The 19,283-nt window shown below is 73.3% G+C and carries 13 protein-coding genes and 2 tRNA genes; 8 read left to right on the top strand and 7 right to left on the bottom strand.

All coding sequences use genetic code 11. The annotated features are described in order from the left end of the window. Together Q8W71_RS23420 and Q8W71_RS23425 are read left to right on the top strand one after the other, a co-directional pair. A partial coding sequence (locus Q8W71_RS23420; protein WP_305527827.1) for an OPT family oligopeptide transporter occupies positions 1 to 1,889 on the top strand: 1,889 nt, incomplete at its 5' end. 96 nt (positions 1,890 to 1,985) lie between these two features. Continuing rightward, positions 1,986 to 2,062 (top strand) — tRNA-Met (locus tag Q8W71_RS23425). A 288-nt stretch (positions 2,063 to 2,350) separates the two neighbouring features. On the opposite strand, the gene Q8W71_RS23430 is transcribed toward Q8W71_RS23425, so the two are convergent. Beyond that, positions 2,351 to 9,544, bottom strand: coding sequence for an autotransporter-associated beta strand repeat-containing protein (locus Q8W71_RS23430; RefSeq protein WP_305527828.1), 7,194 nt, complete (start codon positions 9,542 to 9,544; stop codon positions 2,351 to 2,353). A gap of 199 nt (positions 9,545 to 9,743) precedes the next feature. On the opposite strand from Q8W71_RS23430, the gene Q8W71_RS23435 reads away from it, so the two are divergent. The 4 genes from Q8W71_RS23435 (at position 9,744) to Q8W71_RS23450 (ending at position 14,023) form a co-directional block, all read left to right on the top strand. Then, the gene (locus Q8W71_RS23435; RefSeq protein ID WP_305527829.1) at positions 9,744 to 10,337 is read left to right on the top strand and encodes a response regulator; all 594 of its coding nucleotides are present in this window, start codon (positions 9,744 to 9,746) and stop codon (positions 10,335 to 10,337) included. After that, positions 10,334 to 12,136, top strand: coding sequence for an ATP-binding response regulator (locus tag Q8W71_RS23440; RefSeq protein WP_305527830.1), 1,803 nt, complete (start codon positions 10,334 to 10,336; stop codon positions 12,134 to 12,136). Before Q8W71_RS23435 ends, Q8W71_RS23440 begins: the two co-directional genes overlap by 4 nt. Before the next feature lie 9 nt (positions 12,137 to 12,145). After that, positions 12,146 to 13,549 carry an adenylate/guanylate cyclase domain-containing protein gene (locus tag Q8W71_RS23445; RefSeq protein ID WP_305527831.1) on the top strand — a complete coding sequence of 468 codons (1,404 nt, stop codon included), beginning with the start codon at positions 12,146 to 12,148 and terminating at the stop codon, positions 13,547 to 13,549. 162 nt (positions 13,550 to 13,711) lie between these two features. Further along, positions 13,712 to 14,023 carry a hypothetical protein gene (locus tag Q8W71_RS23450; protein ID WP_305527832.1) on the top strand — a complete coding sequence of 104 codons (312 nt, stop codon included), beginning with the start codon at positions 13,712 to 13,714 and terminating at the stop codon, positions 14,021 to 14,023. A 29-nt stretch (positions 14,024 to 14,052) separates the two neighbouring features. On the opposite strand, the gene Q8W71_RS23455 is transcribed toward Q8W71_RS23450, so the two are convergent. Next, positions 14,053 to 14,268, bottom strand: a complete 216-nt coding sequence (locus tag Q8W71_RS23455; RefSeq protein WP_305527833.1) for a hypothetical protein — start codon at positions 14,266 to 14,268, stop codon at positions 14,053 to 14,055. Between the two features lie 235 nt (positions 14,269 to 14,503). Here Q8W71_RS23455 and Q8W71_RS23460 point away from each other — a divergent pair, with 235 nt between their 5' ends. Continuing rightward, the gene (locus Q8W71_RS23460; RefSeq protein ID WP_305527834.1) at positions 14,504 to 14,704 is read left to right on the top strand and encodes a hypothetical protein; all 201 of its coding nucleotides are present in this window, start codon (positions 14,504 to 14,506) and stop codon (positions 14,702 to 14,704) included. A gap of 4 nt (positions 14,705 to 14,708) precedes the next feature. On the opposite strand, the gene Q8W71_RS23465 is transcribed toward Q8W71_RS23460, so the two are convergent. From Q8W71_RS23465 to rocF, 5 genes are all read right to left on the bottom strand, one after another. Next, on the bottom strand, positions 14,709 to 15,200 hold the full coding sequence (locus tag Q8W71_RS23465; protein WP_305527835.1) for a hypothetical protein: 492 nt from the start codon (positions 15,198 to 15,200) through the stop codon (positions 14,709 to 14,711). 110 nt (positions 15,201 to 15,310) lie between these two features. Beyond that, a complete protein-coding gene (locus Q8W71_RS23470; RefSeq protein WP_305527836.1) occupies positions 15,311 to 15,562 on the bottom strand; it encodes a hypothetical protein in 252 nt (83 codons plus the stop codon). 94 nt (positions 15,563 to 15,656) lie between these two features. After that, positions 15,657 to 15,730 (bottom strand) — tRNA-Cys (locus Q8W71_RS23475). A gap of 114 nt (positions 15,731 to 15,844) precedes the next feature. Beyond that, positions 15,845 to 16,699: an urease accessory protein UreD gene (locus Q8W71_RS23480; RefSeq protein ID WP_305527837.1), complete on the bottom strand. Its 855-nt coding sequence runs from the start codon at positions 16,697 to 16,699 to the stop codon at positions 15,845 to 15,847. Between the two features lie 20 nt (positions 16,700 to 16,719). Next, complete coding sequence (gene rocF, locus Q8W71_RS23485; RefSeq protein ID WP_305527838.1) at positions 16,720 to 17,685, bottom strand: arginase; 966 nt, start codon at positions 17,683 to 17,685, stop codon at positions 16,720 to 16,722. 313 nt (positions 17,686 to 17,998) lie between these two features. Here rocF and urtA point away from each other — a divergent pair, with 313 nt between their 5' ends. Beyond that, complete coding sequence (gene urtA / locus Q8W71_RS23490; RefSeq protein WP_305527875.1) at positions 17,999 to 19,234, top strand: urea ABC transporter substrate-binding protein; 1,236 nt, start codon at positions 17,999 to 18,001, stop codon at positions 19,232 to 19,234. The last annotated feature ends 49 nt before the right edge of the window (positions 19,235 to 19,283 follow it).

Consider the following 19,283-nt stretch of genomic DNA (forward strand, 5'->3'; position numbering starts at 1 on the left):
TCACCGTCGTGTTCATGGCGGCCAACGTCTACATGGGTCTGAAGACGGGGATGACGTTCTCGTCCTCGATCCCGGCGGCTCTGATCGCGATGGGGGCGCTGCGGGCGGTGGGCGGGGCGGGGGTCCTGGAGACCAACATCGTCCAGACCCAGGCCTCGGCGGCGGGCACGCTGTGCAACGTCATCCTGGTGCTGCCCGGCCTCGTGCTGATCGGCCACTGGCACGGTTTCCCGTTCTGGGAGACGAGCCTCGTCTGCCTGATCGGCGGCTGGCTGGGGGTGGCGTTCTCGATCCCCCTGCGCCGCGCGCTGGTCGTCGAGGCCGACCTGCCCTACCCCGAGGGCGTCGCCGCCGCCGAGGTCATCAAGACCGGTCAGGACACGGGCGGGGGCGGCCTCGCGACCCTGCTGACCGCGGCGGCGGGCTCCGGCCTCGTGGCCTTCGCCACCAACGGGCTGCGCGTCCTCGCCGACGGGGTGCTGACCGCCTTCCAGGTCGGCGGCGCCGCGTTCAGCCTCGGCACCGGGTACTCGCTGGCGCTGGTCGGCATCGGCTATCTCGTCGGCATCGGCGCCTGCCTCGCGCTGCTGACCGGCGTCGTTCTCGCCTGGGGCGTGATCGTCCCGATCCTCACCGCGCACATGCCCGAGGCGGCCGCCGATCCCGGCGCGGCGGCGCAGGCGGTGTGGGGGTCCCATGTCCGGCTCGTCGGCGCCGGGGTCATCGCGGTCGGCGGCTTCTGGACCGTCGCGGCGCTGGCGGCCCCGATCTGGGAAAGCGTCCGCGCGGCGCTCACGGCCGCCCGCCGGCCCGCCCGCGACCTGCCGCGGCAGGAGCGCGACCTGCCGCTGCCCTGGGTGGCGCTCGCGGCGGCGCTGCTGGCGGTGCCGCTGATCGCCCTGTTCGTCCGCTTCGCCGCGCCGATGGGCCTGCACGGGACCGCCCTCTACGCGCTGGCCGCCGCGGCGGTGCTGTTCTGCTACGGCTTCGGCGCGGCGATGGCCGCGGCCTGCGGCTACCTCGCGGGGCTGCTGGGCTCCTCGACCAGCCCGATCTCCGGCATCGGCATCCTCACGGCGATGGTCGGTGCCCTGGCGATCCCGCTGGTGCTCGGCCCCGCGGCGGGCCCGGAGGCGCAGCGCTTCGCGGTGGCCGCGGTGCTGCTCGCCGCCTCCGTGATCGTCACCACCGCCTCGATCGCCAACGACAACCTCCAGGACCTCAAGACCGGCCGCATCGTCGACGCCACCCCCTGGCGCCAGCAGGCGGTGCTGATCCTCGGCGTCGCAGTCGGTGCGCTGGTGATCACCCCGCTGCTCGCCCTCCTCTACGAGGCCTACGGCTTCGTCGGGGCCCTGCCGCGCGACGGCATGGACCCCGGGACGGCGCTGACCGTGCCCCAGGCCTCGCTGGTGACCCAGATCGCGCAGGGCATCGTCGGCGACACCCTGCCCTGGTCGATGCTGCTGCTCGGCTGCGCCGTCGGGGCCGCGGCGGTGGCCGCCGAGGTCGTCCTGAAGCGCCGGGGCCTGAGCTTCCCGGCGCTGACCGTCGGGATCGGCATGTACCTGCCGCTCTCGGTGGAGATGACGATCGGCGTCGGCGGCCTGCTCGGGTTCCTCTGCGCCCGCGGGCTGCGGCGGGCCGGCCCCGACGCCGAGGACGCCTCCCGGCGCCGCGGCGTGCTGATCGCCTCCGGCTTCCTCGTGGGCGAGAGCTTCGTCGGCGTCGGCCTCGCCGCGGTCGATGCCGCCTCGGGCCACTCCTCCACCCTGGCGGTGGCCGGCCCCGGCTTCGCCGCCGCCGCGGCGTGGCTCGGGCTGGCCGTCTTCCTGCTGGCGCTGGCCCTGTTCGCCCGCGCCCTCCGGCGCCCACCCGTTCCGGGCTGAGGACGCCGCGCACGAGACCGTTGACACCGCGCGCCGCCTCTCCCTATACCCCGCGGCAGGACGCCCCCGGCCCGTCAGGAGCCGCGCGCGGCCCGTGGCGGGGTAGCTCAGTTGGTTAGAGCAGAGGAATCATAATCCTTGTGTCGGGGGTTCAAATCCCTCCCTCGCTACCATCGATGTCATTGAGCTTTTCGCTCTAGCAGACGCCCAGTCGAACGATCTCGTCCAGTCGAACGATTTCGTGCGGCTTTGACGTATGGGTGGCGGCCCTTCGGGCAGGCACGCCGCGAGACGCGCGTCCCATCGCTGGTCCGCTCCGGACAAGAGGTCTGTAAACCCGCTCACGCGTCGCGATGGCCGCGGGAGACGAGGCGGCTGGGCGCATGCGCCTCCCGCGCGCATCGATCCGCCAGTGCGTCCTCGCTCAGTCGCATGAGCGCGGTGGCGGAGTTCTCGGCCGCTCACCAGCGGTAGGTGAGGCTGCCCTTGACGGCGTGGTCCTTCGCCCGTTCGCCGACTTGACCGTTGTAGGCGAGGCCCACCGTCGTGCGCTGGACCACCTGCCAGTCGAGACCCGCCGAGGCCACCACCGCGTCCCGCGCCACCGGCACGCCCGCGGTCAGGAACGCTTGGCCCCCGCCCCCGAACGCCAGCAGCGCCTGCGGGACCACGTCCCCGAACGCCCGCCGGTAGCCGACCAGACCCCGCGCCATCAGCGGGCCCGCCCCCCCGAACAGATCGGCGATCACAGCCTGACCCTGAAGACCGGCGGTCGCCGTCTGCACGTCGTAGCTGCGCCCGTACACGGTCAGCGCCGCTGCGCCGCCGGTCTCCGCGAACCCGTCCCGGCGGATGTGCACCGCCGCCCCGCCCACGAACGGCTCGAGGTACCCTGCGAGCCCGCCGATCCGGTAGCCGACCTCGCCGAAGCCCTGCACGGTGTCGCCGCCGGCCTTGCCGGACACCGACTGCGAGAAGCCGGGGAAGATCACGGCGCGGCGCGTGTCCAGCGCGTTGCCGGCGTAGGCCGCCCCGAGGCGGATCTGGAGAGGGCCGAGCGGGCCGCGGGTGTAGACGGCGCCGAACCCGCTCTCGACCTGACCGGTGGACTGGCGCGCTGAGACGTCGAAGGCGGTGAAGCTGTAGCCCGCCGCCACGCCAGCCCGCCACGCGCTGAAGGCACCGCCCAGCACGCCTGTCCCAGTTTCGGCGCCGAGCACGAAGCCGCCGACCTGCCGGGTGAGACGCGCCGCGTTGCGGTCGCCGGCGTCGCCGAACGCCCCGAACGCCTGACCCCAGACGCCGTAGCTCGGCGGCAGCGGCCGCACCGGCACGAGCCCGACCGCCGGGCCGCCGACCCCGTCCGCGGTGTACATCGCCGGCAGCGTCGTGCCGGGGGCGAAGCGCTGGCCGATCGCACCGGTCAGGCCGGGACCGCCGAAGCCCGAGCCACCGGGGCCGTTGCCCTCGCCGAAGCGCAGATGGTCGAGGATCGCCTCCTGCACCACGAAGGCGGTCTGGGTGATCGCGCTGACCGCGGACGCCTGCACCTCGCCCGACAGGCTGTTCAGCGCCTGCACCGCGCCCGGCGCCGTCTGGTTCAGCACCGCGACCGCCACCTGCGCGGCCGGGGTGACGTTGCCGATCGCCGTCTGGGTCGTCGTCTCACCGGTGACGGGGTTGGTGGTCACCACCGTGGTCACGGTGGGCGCCACGCCGTTGAGCGCCGCCGCCGGTCCGGTCTGGTTCGGCGTCGAGGCCACCGTGGTGATCGCTGCCGTCTGCGCGAAGCCGAGATAGACGGTGTTGGCGTCGTAGCTCAGCGACGGCGACAGGAAAGCGAGGTTGCTGGTGGTCTGGAGGGCCGAGAACCGGCCGTTCACCCCGCCGGTGGCCGAGAGGAGAGTGTAGCGCAGATTCGGCGTGTAGGTGCCGGATCCCGCCAGCACCTGCACCGTGCCCCCCTGGAGCGTGGCGGTGCCGGTGACCGTCGTGCGGTCGTTGGCGTTGGGGGTGATCTTGACGGTGTAGAACGAGCCCGGCGCGAAGGTGAGCGGGCCGGTGATCGACAGGGTGCCGATGCTCGTCGTGCTGCCCGGCGCCAGCGTGCCGCCGGCGTTGATCAGCGGGTCGCCGATCTTGCCCGAACCGCTGAGCGTGCCGCCGCGGTTGACCGTCACGTCGGAGGCGGTGAGCACGCCGTCGATCTGCAACACCCCGGCGTCGACGGTGGTCGCTCCGGTATAGGTGTTGCGGGCGGTCAGGACCGTGGTGCCGGGGCCGGCCTGGGTCACCGTGCCGGTGCCCGAGATCGGGGCGGCGAGGGTGAGGGTGCCGCTGCGGTTCACGACCAGCGCGCCGTCGTTGAGGATGGCGGCGGTGGCGTCGATCGAGCCGGCGGTGGCACCCGCGCCGAGTTGCAGCGTGGCGCCTGGTTTGATCGTGGTGGCGCCTGTGTAGGTGTTGGCGCCCGCCAGGACGAGGGTGCCGGGCCCGCCGACCGTCAGGCCGAGCGTGCCCGCCCCGTCCTGGATCACCCCGGCGAAGGTGCTCGGGGCGGCGGTGCCGACCGTCAGCACGGGGCTTCCGCCCGCGCTGCTCGTCACGCGCGCCGCCGTCGAGGCGCTGGCGAGCGCGCCGACGGCGTTGCTCGCGCCCGCGAGGTCGAGGATGCCCGCGCCCGACAGGGTGTAGGCGGAGTTGGCCGAGAAGCCGTTGACGCCCCCCGCCTGGACGGTCGAGCCGTCCCCGACCGCGGTGGCGCCGGTGTAGCCGTTGGCCGTCGAGACGGTGATGCCGCCGGTGGTGGACAGCGAGGCGGGGCCGGTGATGGACGCCAGCGTGCCGCCGGAGGACGAGACCGCCGCGGCGAGGCGTCCGTTCCGCACCGTGCCGCCGGCGCCGATGCCGACCGTGGCCTGCGTCTGGCTGGTGCCGCCGAGGTCGAGTACGGCGGTGGCGCCGGCTACGGTGGTCGCGGCCGTCGTGCTGCCGAGCGTGCCAGCCCCGGTCAGCGCCAGCGTGCCGCCGGTGACGCTGGTGCCGCCGGCATAGGCGTTGGCGCCGGACAGCGTCTGAGTACCGCCGGTCAGCGTCAGGCCGCCGGTGCCGGAGATGGTCCCCCCGAACTCCGCATTGGCGGCGGTGAGCGTCAGGGTGTTGGCCCCGAGCGTGACCGTGCCGGTTTGGCCGGCGGCGGTGTTCGACAATCCGGTGATCGACGCGCCACCGGTGTGCCCGGAGATGTCGAAGGTGGCGCCGGTGGCCAGCGCCACGGTGCTGGAGGCGCCGATCGAGCCGCCGAGCGACAACGCGAGCGTGCCGCCGGTGATCCTGGTCGCCCCGGTGTAGGTGTTGGCGCCGGTCAGCGTCTGCGTACCGCCGGTCACGGTCAGGCCGCCCGTACCGCTCATGACGCCGCCGTAGCTGGTCGAGCCGGCGGTGATGGTCAGGGTCTGCGCGCCGAGCGTCGTGCCGCCGGTGCCCGACAGGGTCCTGATCGAAGTGCCCGCGGCGGTGCCGGAGATGTCGAAGGTGCCGTTGTTGGCCACGCCGCGCGACTGGCTGATCGAGCCCGAGCCCGATAGGTTCAGTGTGGCGCCCGCGCCGATCGTGGTCGCACCCGTGTAGCCGTTCGTGCCCGACAGGGTGGTGATGCCGGTGTGAAAGCCGGGCACGGGGGCGGAGAAGGTGACGTTGCCCCCGCCGTTGATCTGGCCGGCGAAGCGACCGCCGCCGATCGTGGTGGTCGCGCCGACGGCGTTGGTCAGCACGCCGCCGGTGGTGGTAGTTCCGCCCTGCAAGTTGCGGATCGTGGTGTCGATGCCATTGAGGTCGAGCGTCCCGCCCGCGTCGATCTGGGTCGCAGCAATGGATTCGAGGGCAGAAGGAAGGAAACCTCCCGAACGCAGCGTCCCGCCAGCAATCTCATAAGTTTGACCACCGTTGGTACTGCCGCCGTTCGCCGCGAACACGAGAGTTCCCGTATCGGTCGCCGAACCGAAGATGACCCGCGGCGCTCCAGCCCCGTAGAAGGGGCCGGTGAGCGTCACAATGGTGCCGGGGGCGGCCCCGATGCGCGAGGCGGTCGAGCCGTTCAGGGTGAGGCTGTTCGCCAGAGTTCCGGTCTGGGCGAGTTCGAGCGCGGCATTGCCGACCGTGATCGTGCCGGTGCCGGCCGCGTCGATGATCTCACCTGTCACGTGGTTGAGCTGCACCGTACCGGCGCTGATCGTGGTGCCGCCCGTGTAGGTGTTGGCCCCGGTCAGCACGGTGGTGCCGGCGATCTGTTTGACGCTGCCGTTGCCGATGATGGCGGGAGCGAAGGTCAGGGGTGCGGCGGCGGGGGCGGTGTGGTTGAAGACCAGCGTGCCGTTGCCCGCGCCGAACGCCACCCTGCCGGCTTGCAGCCTGCCGGCGGCGACCGCCGTCTGGCCGTCGGCCGCGCCGATGTTCAGGGTGCCGGTCGACCGGACCTGGCTCGCGACCGTCACCGTGCCGGTGCCGCCGCCGACCGACACCGTCCCGCCCTCGGCGATCGTCAGCGTGCCCGTGCCGCGGTTGCCGACGGTCAGGCTGGCGCTGTTGGTCCAGGTCGAGCCGGCGCCCGTGACCGTCGCCGTGCCGGTCGACGAGCCGTCGAAGCCGCCGAGCACGCCATCCGTGTTCTCGACGCCGCCGCCGGCGGCGACGGTGAGCGTGCCCTTGCCGAGGTTGCCGACGTAGAGGTAGCCGCGGTTGGTCCAGGTCGAGCCCGGGTCCGTCACCTTCGCCGTCCCGGTCGCGTTGAGGCTGAGGCCGAGGACGCCGTCGACGTTCGACACGTGGCCGCCGTCCTGGACGGTGAGCGTGCCCGTGCCCGCGCTGCCGACGGTGAGGCCCCCGGTGTTGTCCCAGGTCGAGCCCGCCCCCGTCACCGTCGCCGTCCCGGTCGCGGTGGCGGTGGCGGTGGCGTCCTTGCCGAGGGTGCCGGTGGCGCTGCTCACGGTGCCGCCGGCCGAGACGGTGAGCGTGCCCGCGCCGCTGTAGCCGAGGAAGAGGTTGCCGCCGTTGGTCCAGGTCGAGCCCGCGCCCGTCACCACGGCCACCGCCGCCGTGCCGGCGGCGTCGACGAAGCCCGAGAAGTTCGACAGGGTGCCGCCCTCCTGCAGCCGCAGGGTGCCGCCTCTCACGCTCACGCTCGCGTTGCGGTCGAACGTGCCTTTGCCCGTCACCGTCCAGGTGCCCGTCCCGTCCTTGACGAGGGTGTCGAGGCTGCCGGCGGCGGTGCCGGACAGGGTGCCGTTGCCCGCCCCGCCCAGCGTCAGGCCTTGATTGGGCCCCGCGCCGGCGATCGTCCCCGACAGGGTCAGCGTGCCCGCGTCGACGTTGATCCGGGCGTCGCCGGTCAGGGTGATCGCCCCGGCGTATTCGTTGTCGCCCGAGACGCTGCGCAGCGCCCCCCTGCTGACCACGCCCGCGCCGGCCAGCGACAGCGCCTCGGCCTCCACCTTGATCCCGCCCTGCAACTCCAGCGCCGCCCCCGACGACACCGCCGTGCCTGCCGCCGCCGCGCCCAGCGCTGTGGCGTTGCGGATATTGAGTGCGCCGCGCGAGACCGTGGTGGCGCCGGTGTAGTCGTTGGCGCCCGTCAGCACCAGCGTGCCGGTCCCGGCCTTGGTCAGGGCGCCCGGGCCGGAGATCGCGCCGCCCCAGGTCAGGGTCGTGCCCGCCGCCGGGGCGACGGTGCCGCCACCGGCATTCAGCGCGGCGTTGCGGGTTATGGCGAAGCTCGCGGTGGTGGCTAGCGTGCCGCCGCCGAAGGCCAGTGCCCCCGCGCTCGCGCCGAGGTTGTCGTCCCGCGAGACCGCCAGGGTGCCCTGGTTGATCGTCCAGGGCGTGACGGCGGCGGTCGTGCCGGTGAGCGTCCAGGTGCCCGTGCCGGTCTTCTCGTAGGCGGAGAAGCCCTGGTACTGGGCCGTCGGCCCGACCGCGCCGACGACGTTGAAGCTGGCGTTGCGCGTGCCGCCGAGGGCGAGCGTGCCGGTGGCGCCGTTGCCGGTCTGGACGACGACGGCGCCGGTGAGGGTGTAGCCGGCCTGGAGTTCCAGGCGGTTGGTGCCGCCGGTGAAGGTGATGGCGTTGGCCCGTGTCGCGCCGTTGCCGGACAGGCCGCCCGCGATGGTGCCGGCGTTGACGATGGTCAGGTCGGAGCCGGTGATGCCGACGCCGCCGTTGGCGCCCGTGCCGGTGCCGGTCGCGCCGCCCGCGCCGCCCCGGATGGTGCCGGCATTGATGACGGTCAGGCCGAGCCCGCTCACCCCCGCCCCGCCCGCGCCGGCCGCCCCGGGACCGCCGCCGCCGCTGCCGCCGTTTCCGCCGGTGATGCTGGCACCGGCGTTGTTGGTGAGGGTCGCGCCCGTATTGGCGAACGCCGCGCCCGCCCCGCCCGCCCCGCCCGCCCCGCCCGCCCCGCCGACGTCGTAGCCATAGCCGCCGTTTCCGCCGTTTCCGCCGGCGATGCTGGCGTTGTTGGTGAGGGTCGCGCCCGAGCCGGCGAACGCCCCGCCCGCCCCGCCCGCCCCGCCCGCACCGCCGCCGTCGCCATCGCCGCCGTTTCCGCCGTTTCCGCCGGTGACGGTGGCGCCGGTGCTGTTGGTGAGGGTCGCGTCCGTGCCGGCGAACGCCGCGCCCGCCCCACCCGCACCGCCCGCACCGCCGACGCCGAAGCCGCCGCCGCCGTTTCCGCCGTTTCCGCCGGTGATGCTGGCGTTGTTGGTGAGGATCGCGCCCGTGCCGGCGAACGCCGCGCCCGCCCCACCCGCCCCGCCCGCACCGCCGACGCGGTAGCCAAAGCTGCCGCCACTGCCGCCACTGCCGCCGGTCAGAGTACCGCTGGTGAGGTTGGTGAACGTGACGTCTTCGCCCGCCAGGAACGCGCCGACGCCGCCATCCCCGCCCGCACCGCCCCCGTAAGGGAAGAAACCTATTCCCCCCACATAGGAGCCGCCCGCCCCGCCGTTTCCGCCCTGGACGGCACCGGCGTTGCTGCTGGCCAGCGGACTGGCGCTCGTCCCGGACCCGGTTACCACTGCACCGTAGCCGCCCGCTCCGCCCCCACCCGCGCCACCGTTGTCGCCGGTGGTTCCGCCCGCCCCGCCGCCCGCCCCGCCGGTGCCGCCGGTGAGCTTGCCGGTGTTGTTCAGCGTCACGGAGTCGGACGCGTGGAAGCCGCCCTGGCCGCCGCCGCCGCCGCCATCGCCCGTGGCATCCCCGCCCGCGCTACCCGGGTTCGTACTGGTGCCGCCGCCCGCGCCAGCCCCGGTGCCGCCGCCCGCGCCCCCCGCGCCCCCGCCCGCTCTGCCGCCGCCGCCGCCCGCGCCGTAGCCGCTGCCACCGGTGCCGCCCGTCTGGCCCGGGTCGGCCGACCCGCCGACGTAGCCCGTGCCCCCCGCGCCGCCGGTCCCGCCGTCGCTGCTGGCGCCGCCCGCGCCGCCGGCCGCGCGGGCCGGGCTCGGGAGGCCGACGAGGTCCGGCACCCCCGGCAGCAGCGCCGCCGTCACCAGCGCCGTGCTCGCCGCCAGCGCCCGGCGCAGGTATCGCCCCTGCGCTGCCCGCGCGCCTCGACGGTCGCCGGTCGAGCCGAGGGTGGCGCTGTCGCGGGTGTCGTCGGACATCGGGGCTCAAGGGCGTGAGCATCCCCGTCGGGCGGGGAACGTCGAGAGGGGTCGAGGCGCGAGGCGGCGGTGACGATCAGGTCCGTCGAGACAACCTTAGCCGTTCGTTGCGGGATCGTGCACCAGTCCATATGGACTGGTCAGGCACGGGTCGACGCGCCGTGACACCGCCCCTGCATTGCCGCTAGACTGACGCTCTATGGCGCGGGAAGCGATCCTCATCATCGACGACCACGCGTTGTTCCGGTCCGGCATCGTGGCCATGCTGTCGACGGCGTTCGTCGATGTTCCCATCCGCGACAGCGCCTCGCTGGACGAGGCGCTGTCGACCGACGCCATCGCGCCGAGCGTGATCCTCCTCGACATCCAACTGCCGGGCATCGACGGCCTCCGGGGCATGAGCCTGCTCCGGCACCGATGGCCCGCGGCCCGCATCGTCGTCGTCTCCGGGCAGGACCTGCCGAGCACGGTCGGCGCCGCGCTCGCCCAGGGAGCCGTCGCGTTCCTGTCCAAGGCGGATCGGCCCGAGCGGATGATGGCGGTGTTGCGCGAGATGCTGGGCCCGGCCGCCGCGTCATCGCCCGTCTGCGGCGCTTGCCCGTCGCTGACGCCCCGGCAGATCGATGTGCTCGCTCTGCTCGGACGCGGGCTGTCGAACAAGATGATCGGCCGCCGGCTCGGCCTGTCGGAGCACACGGTCCGCGGCCACATCCAGGGGCTGCTGGCGGTCCTGGGCGTCGCCCGGCGCGCGGAGGCCATCTTCAGGGCGCGGCAGCTTGGCCTGATCCGGTGACCGGGGCGCGGGACGATCGCGTCCACGCCGAGCAGTTGCGGCTCGTGCTGGAGGGCGTCGCGCAGTCGGTCGCGGTCGGCTTCCTGGTCGCGACGCTGATGCTCGTCGTGCTGTGGACGCTCGTGCCGCACGCCGTCCTGGTCGGCTGGTATGCCGCCTTCTTGGTCGAGCGGATCTCGGCGGCCGTGTTCGCGTATCGTGCGCGGCGCGGCGCGAGCCACCCCGCCCACGATCGCCGCGTCGAGCGCATCCTCTTCCTGAGCAAGGTCGTCGAGGGCTCGATCCTGGGGTCTCTGCTCTGGATCGCGCTCCCCCTCCGGGTGCCGGAGGTCAGCATCCTCACCCTGTCGCTGATGGGCGCGGCGTGCAGCAACGGCGTCTCGCTGCTGGCGCCCCGGCGCCATCTCTATCTGGCGCTCGTCGTCCCCATAGCGATACTGGCGGTCACCGCCCTGTGGTCGCTGGGCGGCATGCCCTACCACGCCCTGGCACTCTGCTCGATCCTCTTCGTGGTCGGCCAGTACGGCCAGGTCGTCCTCGCCAGCCGCCGCGTCCGTGAGGCGATCACGCTCCGCTTCGAGAATACCGCCCTCATCGAGCGGTTGCGCGCGGAAACCGGCGCGGCGCACCGCGCCCGCCAGGACGCCGAGCGCGCCAACGCCGCCAAGTCGCAGTTCCTCGCCGCGGCCAGCCACGACCTGCGCCAACCCATCCACGCCCTCGGCCTTTTCCTCCAGGCGCTGAGCCAGACCGATCTGGCGAGCGGTCAGCGGGGCATCGTCCAGAGCGCCCAGGCCGCCACCCTCGCCTCCACCGACATGCTCGACACGCTCTTGGATTTCTCGCGCCTCGAAGCGGGCGTCGTCACGCCGCGGCCGGCCGCGTTCGAACTCCAGCCGCTCCTGGACAAGATCGAGAACGACCTCGCCCACCTGGCCGATGCCAAGCAGCTCATCTACCGCGTGCGGCCGACCGATCTCGCGATTCTCTCGGACGCCGCGCTGCTGGAACCCGTCCTGCGCAACCTCGTCCTCAACGCGATCCGCTACACGGATCGGGGCGGTCTCCTGATCGGTTGCCGCCGCCGCGGCACGGGTGTGTCGATCGAGGTCTACGATACCGGCATCGGCATCCCGGACGACCAGCGGGAGGAGATCTTCCGCGAGTTCCACCAGCTCGGAAACCCCGAACGCGACCGCCGCAAGGGGCTCGGGCTGGGTCTGGCGATCGCGCGCGGGCTCGCCACCGCCCTGGACCACCCGCTCTCGCTCGCGTCGCGCGAGGGGCGCGGCAGCGTGTTCCGCATCCGCGTGCCCCGGGCGATCACCGTCGAGCCGAAGGCCGACGCCGATCACCCGTCCGACCGCCCGGCGAGCGGCGCATTGGCGGGAGCGCGCATCCTGATCGTCGATGACGACGCGATCGTGCGCGGGGCGATGGTGGCGCTCCTCTCCGGCTGGGGCTGTCGATGCCGGGCCTTCGAGATGCCGGGCGAGGCCATCGCGCGCCTCCCGGACGAGCCGGCGCCGGATGCGCTGATCTGCGATTACCGGTTGCGCGGGAGCCTGACGGGGGCCGACGCCATCGCGATGCTGAGGCGGCATTGGGGCCGTCCGGTCCCGGCGATCCTGATTACCGGCGACACGGCGCCCGCACGCCTGCGCGAGGCCTTGGACAGCGGCGTCCCGCTCATTCACAAGCCGGTCCCGCCCGACACCCTCCATCAGGCCCTGCTGACACTGATACGGAGCGGTGATTCCGGCCATCGACGGGATGCACATGTTCGCGTTCTGTTTTAGGATGCGCGCATGCAGGACACCGACGCGCTCCTCGACGGTCTGAACCGCGCGGCCGAGCCGGAGGCCGCTTCGGCGCTCGCCGCGCTGATCCGCGACGGGAGCGACGCGGAGCTGGCCGCCGTCAACGCCCTGGCCTTCGCCGCCACGCGCGGGCTGCCGGAGGAGCCGGTGATCGGCGCGCTGCTGCACGCCGCCCGCCTCGGCCTGTTCGAGATGACCTGGAACGTGCTCTGCCCGAGCTGCGGCGGCATCCTCGACGCCAACGCGACCCTGAAGGGCGTGCGGGGGGACGCCTACCACTGCGCCTTCTGCGCGCTCGATGCCGAGGCGGTCCTCGACGACACCGTCGAGGTGAGCTTCTGCGTCAGCCCGCGGATCCGCCGCATCGCCGCCCACGATCCCGCCGGGCTCGCGTTCTGGGATTACCACCGGCAGATCTTCTTCGGCACCGGCGTGGCCTTCCCCGAGGCCGCCGCCTTCACCCAGCTCGCCGGCCGCGCCCTGATCGAGTCGGCCGAGCTCGGGGCCGGCGAGCGGATCATCCTGTCCCTGCGCCTCGCCGCGCCGGCGCTCGTGCTCGATCCCGTCACCCACGCCACGCACACCATCGCCGTGGAGGGGGAGCCGACCGGGGAGCGCCAGGACATCACGGTGGTGTTCACCGACGCGCGCGGCTGCGCCACGCGCGACACCCTGCGCCCCGGCCCGGTGCGGCTCACCCTCGACAACCGCACCGCGGCGCGGGTGCTGCCCGGGGTGTTCGCGGCGGACGAGGCGCTCCAGGCGCTGATCGGCGGGCGGCGCCCGTTCCTCAGCGCCAAGCGGCTCCTCAGCAACCAGACGTTTCGCGATCTCTACCGCACCGACACGCTGGAGATCGACCAGCGGCTGAAGGTGACGAGCCTCACCTTCCTGTTCACCGACCTCAAGGGCTCCACCGCGCTCTACGAGCGGGTCGGCGACCTCGTCGCCTACGACCTCGTGCGGGCGCATTTCCGCATCCTGCAAGGCATCGTCGCCGCACAGTCCGGCGCGGTGGTGAAGACCATCGGCGACGCGGTGATGGCGACCTTCCCGACCCCCGACCGGGCGCTCGCCGCGGCGCTCGCGATGCGCGACGCCATGGCCGCGTTCAACGCCGCGCGCGGCGCCGACGAGCTGATCCTCAAGATCGGCCTGCACGAGGGCCCCTGCCTCGCGGTCAGCTCCAACGACCGGCAGGATTATTTCGGCCAGACCGTCAACATCGCCGCCCGGGTGCAGGAACTCGCGGGCGCCGAGGCGGTGTTCGCCACGGCCCCGGTGGTCGGCCATGCCGGTTCCGCGGCGCTGCTCGCGAATCGCCGGGTGCGGGCGCAGGAGCGCAGCCTGCGCGGCATCGGCGACAGCCTCGCGGTGCACGAGATCTTCTGAGCGGGGACGGCCGCGGAGACCGAGGGAGCGATCACGTTCCCGGGAGCCGTGACCACCGCGATCCCGCCGCCCGCGCCCGTTCCCGCCTGTGGCAAAAAGGTGGCTGCGGCGCCCGCGGGGCGGTGCCACTCTGCGCCGGCTCGCAGACCGGCGGACACCCCCATGAAGTTCGATGACAGAACGCGCCTACAGGAGCGCGTGCGCACGCTCGTCCTGCGTCATGCCCTGGAGGCCGCCTTGCAGCGCCTTTCCGCGGCGACGCGCGACGCCGGCCGCGACCCCGAGGCGGAGCTTCTGGCCCTGGAGCGGACGCTGGCCGCCACCGCCCGCGACCTCGCCGACCGGGCCAGCGCCCAGAAGCTCACCGTCCTCGTCGCGGTCGAGGACGCGACCGCCACGATCCGCGCCGCCTTCGACGCCGCTCATGCCCGCCTCGACGCCCCGGCGGCCGGGGCCGGAGCGCTCGCGGCCTGAGGGGTCGGCGCCCTGACGGGACGGTGCGCCTACTGCTTGGCGCGGTTGATGATCTCCCACAGGGCCCGGGCGACGGGCTCGGTGACGGTGCGCCGGTACTTGCGGTGGACGAGCTGGCCGTTGTGGTAGACGTCGTGCTCGACGTAGAGGCGCTCGCCGTCCCAGCGCACGACGTTGTCGGTCTCGGTGATCTCTTCGACCCCGAGGTCGCCGCGCAGGATCGAGCTGCTGGTCTGTGTGAGCATACGCACGTCCTCGTTGCGCCGCGAGCCCCGCGGCGCCGTCCCGCGGAACTCCGGCTGCCCGCAGCATAGGACCGTCGTCACCCCCGCGCCAGACGATCCGCGCCGCCGGGGCGGCGTCCGCGCCGGGGCTGAAACCCCCCGCCGCGGCGGCCGCGATGTGCGCTCCGGCACGTCCGGCCGCCGCCGCCCGTGCGACGGTGGCGCGGCGTCGGGATCGGCGCGGCGGAGGCGCCCCATGCTCGCTCGTCCGTTCCGGTTTCTCCACCCCGCGCTGGCGGCGCTCCGCGTCGTCCCGGCCCGCGGCCCGGCCCGCGCGACGCTGGGCGAGGCCGCCCCGCGCCGGACCTGCCCGCGGCCGTCGTCCGCCAACCGCGGCGCCGCGGTGCTGCCCGGCACCGCCGAGGCCGACCACACCGTGTTCCGGCACTATCTCTGAGCGATCAGCCTCCGCGGCTCAGCACGTTGGGGCAGGACGGCGCGTCGAGCGGCCCGAGGATCACGTCGCCCTGGCGGGGATTGTTGACCGTGAACGGCGCCGTGTCCTGCGTGCCGAAGAAGCCGCGGCCGAGCTGCGGCACGAAGAGCGGCTGGCCGAACCGGTAGAAGCAGCGGTCGAGCACCGCCTCGTAGTCGAAGCTCGCCGAGGTCACCGGCGTCAGCGCGCCGTTCGGGCCGGGGACGCCGCAATAGGCGGAGAGGGCGACCTGACCGGGCCGGGCGAGCCGCACCGTCAGGGACTGGCCGGGGAGCAGCGTCGCGGGCGGTCCGCCGTCCTGGCGGGCCACGAGGACGAGGCTCGACCGGTTGTAGATCTTCCGCAGGCAGTCCGCCTGGGCCGGGGCCGCGAGGCCCCAGGCGATCAGACCCCCGATCAGGCCTCCGAGCAGCACCCCGCGGGCGAGGCCGGCCCCGCTCCATCCACGCTCACGCACCGCACGTCTCCGCTGACCGCCGGCCGAACCGCGGCCGCACGGCGACTTGAACAGCGCCCGCGGCGCGAGCGCAAGCGCCGCCTGCGGACGGGGCTCGGGGACGGGGACCGCTACTTCGACTCCGAGCCGCGCGCCGGCTTGTCCCCGGCCGGGCTCCCGGTCTGCGCCGCCGCGTCGCGGCCGCCGATGGCGCCGCCGACCGAGGCGGCCGGCGGGTTGGCCCCGGGCGTCCCGGGCCCCGAATCCGGGGCGCGGCGCGTCGTCATGCCGGCGGTGCCGGCCGCGTCCGGTGCGGCTGTCTGGGCCTGCGCGGCGGTGACGAGGGCGAGGCCGGCGACGAGGGCCGCGAGGGGAAGGCGCATGGGATCTCCTGCCGTGACGGGGCAGGAACGCGCCGGCCGGGTCCGGGTTCACGGCGCGGGCCGCGGGCCGGGCAGATGGAGATGAAAGAGAAGGTGGAGGCCTCGCCCGGAATCGAACCGGGGTGCAAGGATTTGCAGTCCTCTGCGTAACCACTCCGCCACGAGGCCGTGATCCGTCGCGGCCGGGCCGCGCGGGGCTTGGCGGACAGCCCCGATGCCGGGTCTCTAGCAGAGGTCGGGCGCGGCAGGCAACGGCCGCGCGAGCCGGATCGGCGGCCTTTCTCAGCTCTGCCACACCCGCGGCATCGGCAGGCCGCGGTAGGCGGCGAGGAAACGGCCGACGAGGCTCCGCAGGGGGCCGACGGCCGGCGCCAGCGCGCGCACGGCGAGGTGGCCGTTCCAGGCGCTCGCCGCCGCCTCGATCCCCGGCGGCGCGAGGGCGTCCAGGAATCCGCGGGCTTCCTCCAGTCGCGCCTCGGCGTCGGGGCCAAAGTCGAGCAGGGTGGCGCAGGCGCGGGCACCGCCGCCGATCGCCGGCCGGGTGAGGAGATCGCCGATCGCCCCGTCCAGGCGGAAGCCGTCGGCGTAGACGATCCTCCCGTCCCGGCGCACCCGCCACACGTCCTCGAACAAGCCCGCCGCGATCCGCTCGCCGCGGGCGGCGCGGCCGAAGGCGACGATCTCCACGGCGAGGAGCCCGGCATCGCCCGTCAGGTCGGCGTCGAGGCGGCGGCGCACCCGGGCGCGGTCGAACAGGATGGTCTCCTGGGGCAGCCACGCCAGCCGGGCGCCGGCCCCAAGCGTCACCGCGTTGCCGATCCGGCTGTCCGGGCCGTCCGAGCGGTAGACCTTCTCCGCCGCGGTGGTGGTGAACACGAGGTCCGCGTCCGCTTCCAGATCCAGGGAAACCGAAAAACAATCGCCGCAGGCGACGCCGCCGGCGGTGTTGACCAGCACCGCCTCCAGCGCCCCATCCCCACGGGGGAAGCGCAGGCGCAGCGGTCCGGATTCGGCGAGATCCCGGATCCGCGTCGCCCCGCCGATCGGGCCGACGGCGAGGCGCACCCGCCCGTCCGAGCGCTGCCGCCGCGGCGCCGGATCCGCGCGGACCGGGTTCGGGTCGAGGCTGCCGTGCATCGCAGGTCCCGACACGTGACTCAGGCGCGGGCGGGGGGCTCGGCCGGCACGGCCGCGACCGGCGGGGTCGGCCGGTCGAGGATGCGCCGGCCGAACAGGCTCGCCACCAGCTCGACCAGCACCCGCGCCGAGCGCCCGCGCTCGTCGAGGAACGGGTTCAGCTCGACCACGTCGAGGGAGCGCACGAGGCCGGAATCGTGCAGCATCTCCATGATCAGGTGCGCCTCGCGGAAGGTGGCTCCGCCCGGCACGGTGGTGCCGACGCCCGGCGCGATCGCGGGATCGAGGAAGTCGACGTCGAGGCTGACATGGAGGTGGGCGCCCTCCCCCGCGACCCGCTCCAGCACCCGCCGCAGGGGCGCGACCACGCCGAACTCGTCGATGGTGCGCATGTCGGTGACGCCGACCCGGCGGGCGCTCACCAGCGCGCGCTCCCCGGCATCGATCGAGCGCAGGCCGAACAGGTGGACCCGCGCCGGATCGAGCGGCGGCGGCGCGGGCTCGGCGAACAGGTCCGAAAAGCCCGGCTCGCCGCACAGGGCGGCCAGCGGCATGCCGTGGACGTTGCCGGATGGTGAAGTTTCAGGCGTGTTGAAGTCCGCGTGGGCATCGAGCCAGAGGACGGCGAGCGGTTGCCCATTTCGTGTGCAGTGACGGAGAACGCCGTCGACGGTGCCGAGCGACAGGCTGTGGTCGCCGCCGAGCGCCACCGGCAGTTCGCCCGCGTCCAACGCCGCCGCCACGGCGCGGGACAGGGCACGAGTCCAGGCGGTCACCGCCGCGAAGCCGCGCGCGCCGGCCGGGACGTCCGGCGCGACGTCGCCGCGATCGGTCACCGCGTGGCCGAGATCGGCGAGCGTGCGCGCGAGGCCGGCGGTGCGCAGCGCGGCCGGGCCCATCAGCGATCCCGGCTCGCTGGTCCCGACCTCAACCGGCGCGCCGATCAGCGCGATGCGCCGCCCGATCTCACCCCCTGCTTCCGTCATTGCCGCGCTCACCGTTGACGACCCACGCGACGGCAAGGCCGCTCCCGGTCCGCCTGACGGCCTCCGATCCAATCGCTCGATGAACAGCCCTCAGGCGACCGCCTCTAGCAGAGCCCGGACCACGGCGCGATGGCGGGTGCCCGTTCCGTGGTCGGTCGCCCCCCGTCCCGGAGGTCCATTCCGCGGACTGCCCAAAAATCTGGCATCCGGCTTGCGTAGGGGCCCGGCGTCTCAGTGTGGACGACGAAGGGGACCGCCCGTGAAAGTTCTGAAGACCTGGGGCTCGGCCGCCGCTCTGGCCGCCGGGCTCGCGATGAGCGCCGTGGGCGCCGCGCGGGCGCAGGAGACCATCAAGGTCGGCATCCTGCACTCGCTGTCGGGCACGATGGCGATCTCCGAGACCACGCTGAAGGACGTGATGCTGATGCTGATCGCCGAGCAGAACGCCAAGGGCGGCGTGCTCGGCAAGAAGCTGGAGCCGGTGGTGGTCGATCCGGCCTCGAACTGGCCGCTCTTCGCCGAGAAGGCCCGTGAGCTGATCGCGAAGGACAAGGTTTCCGCCGTGTTCGGCTGCTGGACCTCGGTGTCGCGCAAGTCGGTGCTGCCGGTGTTCAAGGAACTCAACAACATCCTCTTCTACCCCGTCCAGTACGAGGGTGAGGAGAGCGAGCGCAACGTGTTCTACACGGGCGCCGCGCCGAACCAGCAGGCGATCCCGGCGGTCGACTACCTGATGTCGGAGGATGGCGGCAGCACCAAGCGCTGGGTGCTGGAGGGCACGGATTACGTCTACCCGCGCACCACCAACAAGATCCTCGAAGCCTACCTCAAGTCCAAGGGGGTCAAGGACGAGGACATCATGATCAACTACACCCCGTTCGGGTTCTCGGACTGGCAGACGGAGGTGTCGAAGATCAAGGCGTTCGGCTCCGCCGGCAAGAAGACCGCCGTGGTCTCGACCGTCAACGGCGACGCCAACGTGCCGTTCTACAAGGAGCTCGGCAACCAGGGCATCAAGGCCACCGACATCCCGGTGATGGCCTTCTCGGTCGGCGAGGAGGAGCTGGCCGGCATCGACACCAAACCGCTCGTCGGGCACCTCGCCGCGTGGAACTACTTCGAGTCGATCAAGACGCCGGAGAACGAAGAGTTCATCAAGAAGTGGCAGGCTTTCAAGAAGAACCCAAAGGCCGTGACCAACGACCCGATGGAAGCGAGCTACATCGGCTTCAACATGTGGGTGAAGGCGGTCGAGAAGGCCGGCACCACCGATCCGGACAAGGTGATCGCCGCGCTGCCGGGTATCGAGCAGAAGAACCTCACCGGCGGCACCGCCAAGATGCTGCCCAACCACCACATCACCAAGCCGGTCTTCATCGGCGAGATCGAGGGCAACGGCCAGTTCGACGTGGTGTGGAAGACCAAGGAGCTGATCCCCGGCGAGGCGTGGTCGAAGCAGCTCGAAGGCTCGAAGGACCTCGAAGCCGACTGGGTGAAGCTCAATTGCGGCAACTACAACACCACGACCAAGAAGTGCGGCGGCGCGTGATCCGCGTTTGCCCCTCCCCTTCCGGGGAGGGGTTCGGGATGGGGGTGGT

Origin of the sequence: Methylobacterium amylolyticum (assembly GCF_030700245.1) — a bacterium.
GTDB lineage: Bacteria > Pseudomonadota > Alphaproteobacteria > Rhizobiales > Beijerinckiaceae > Methylobacterium.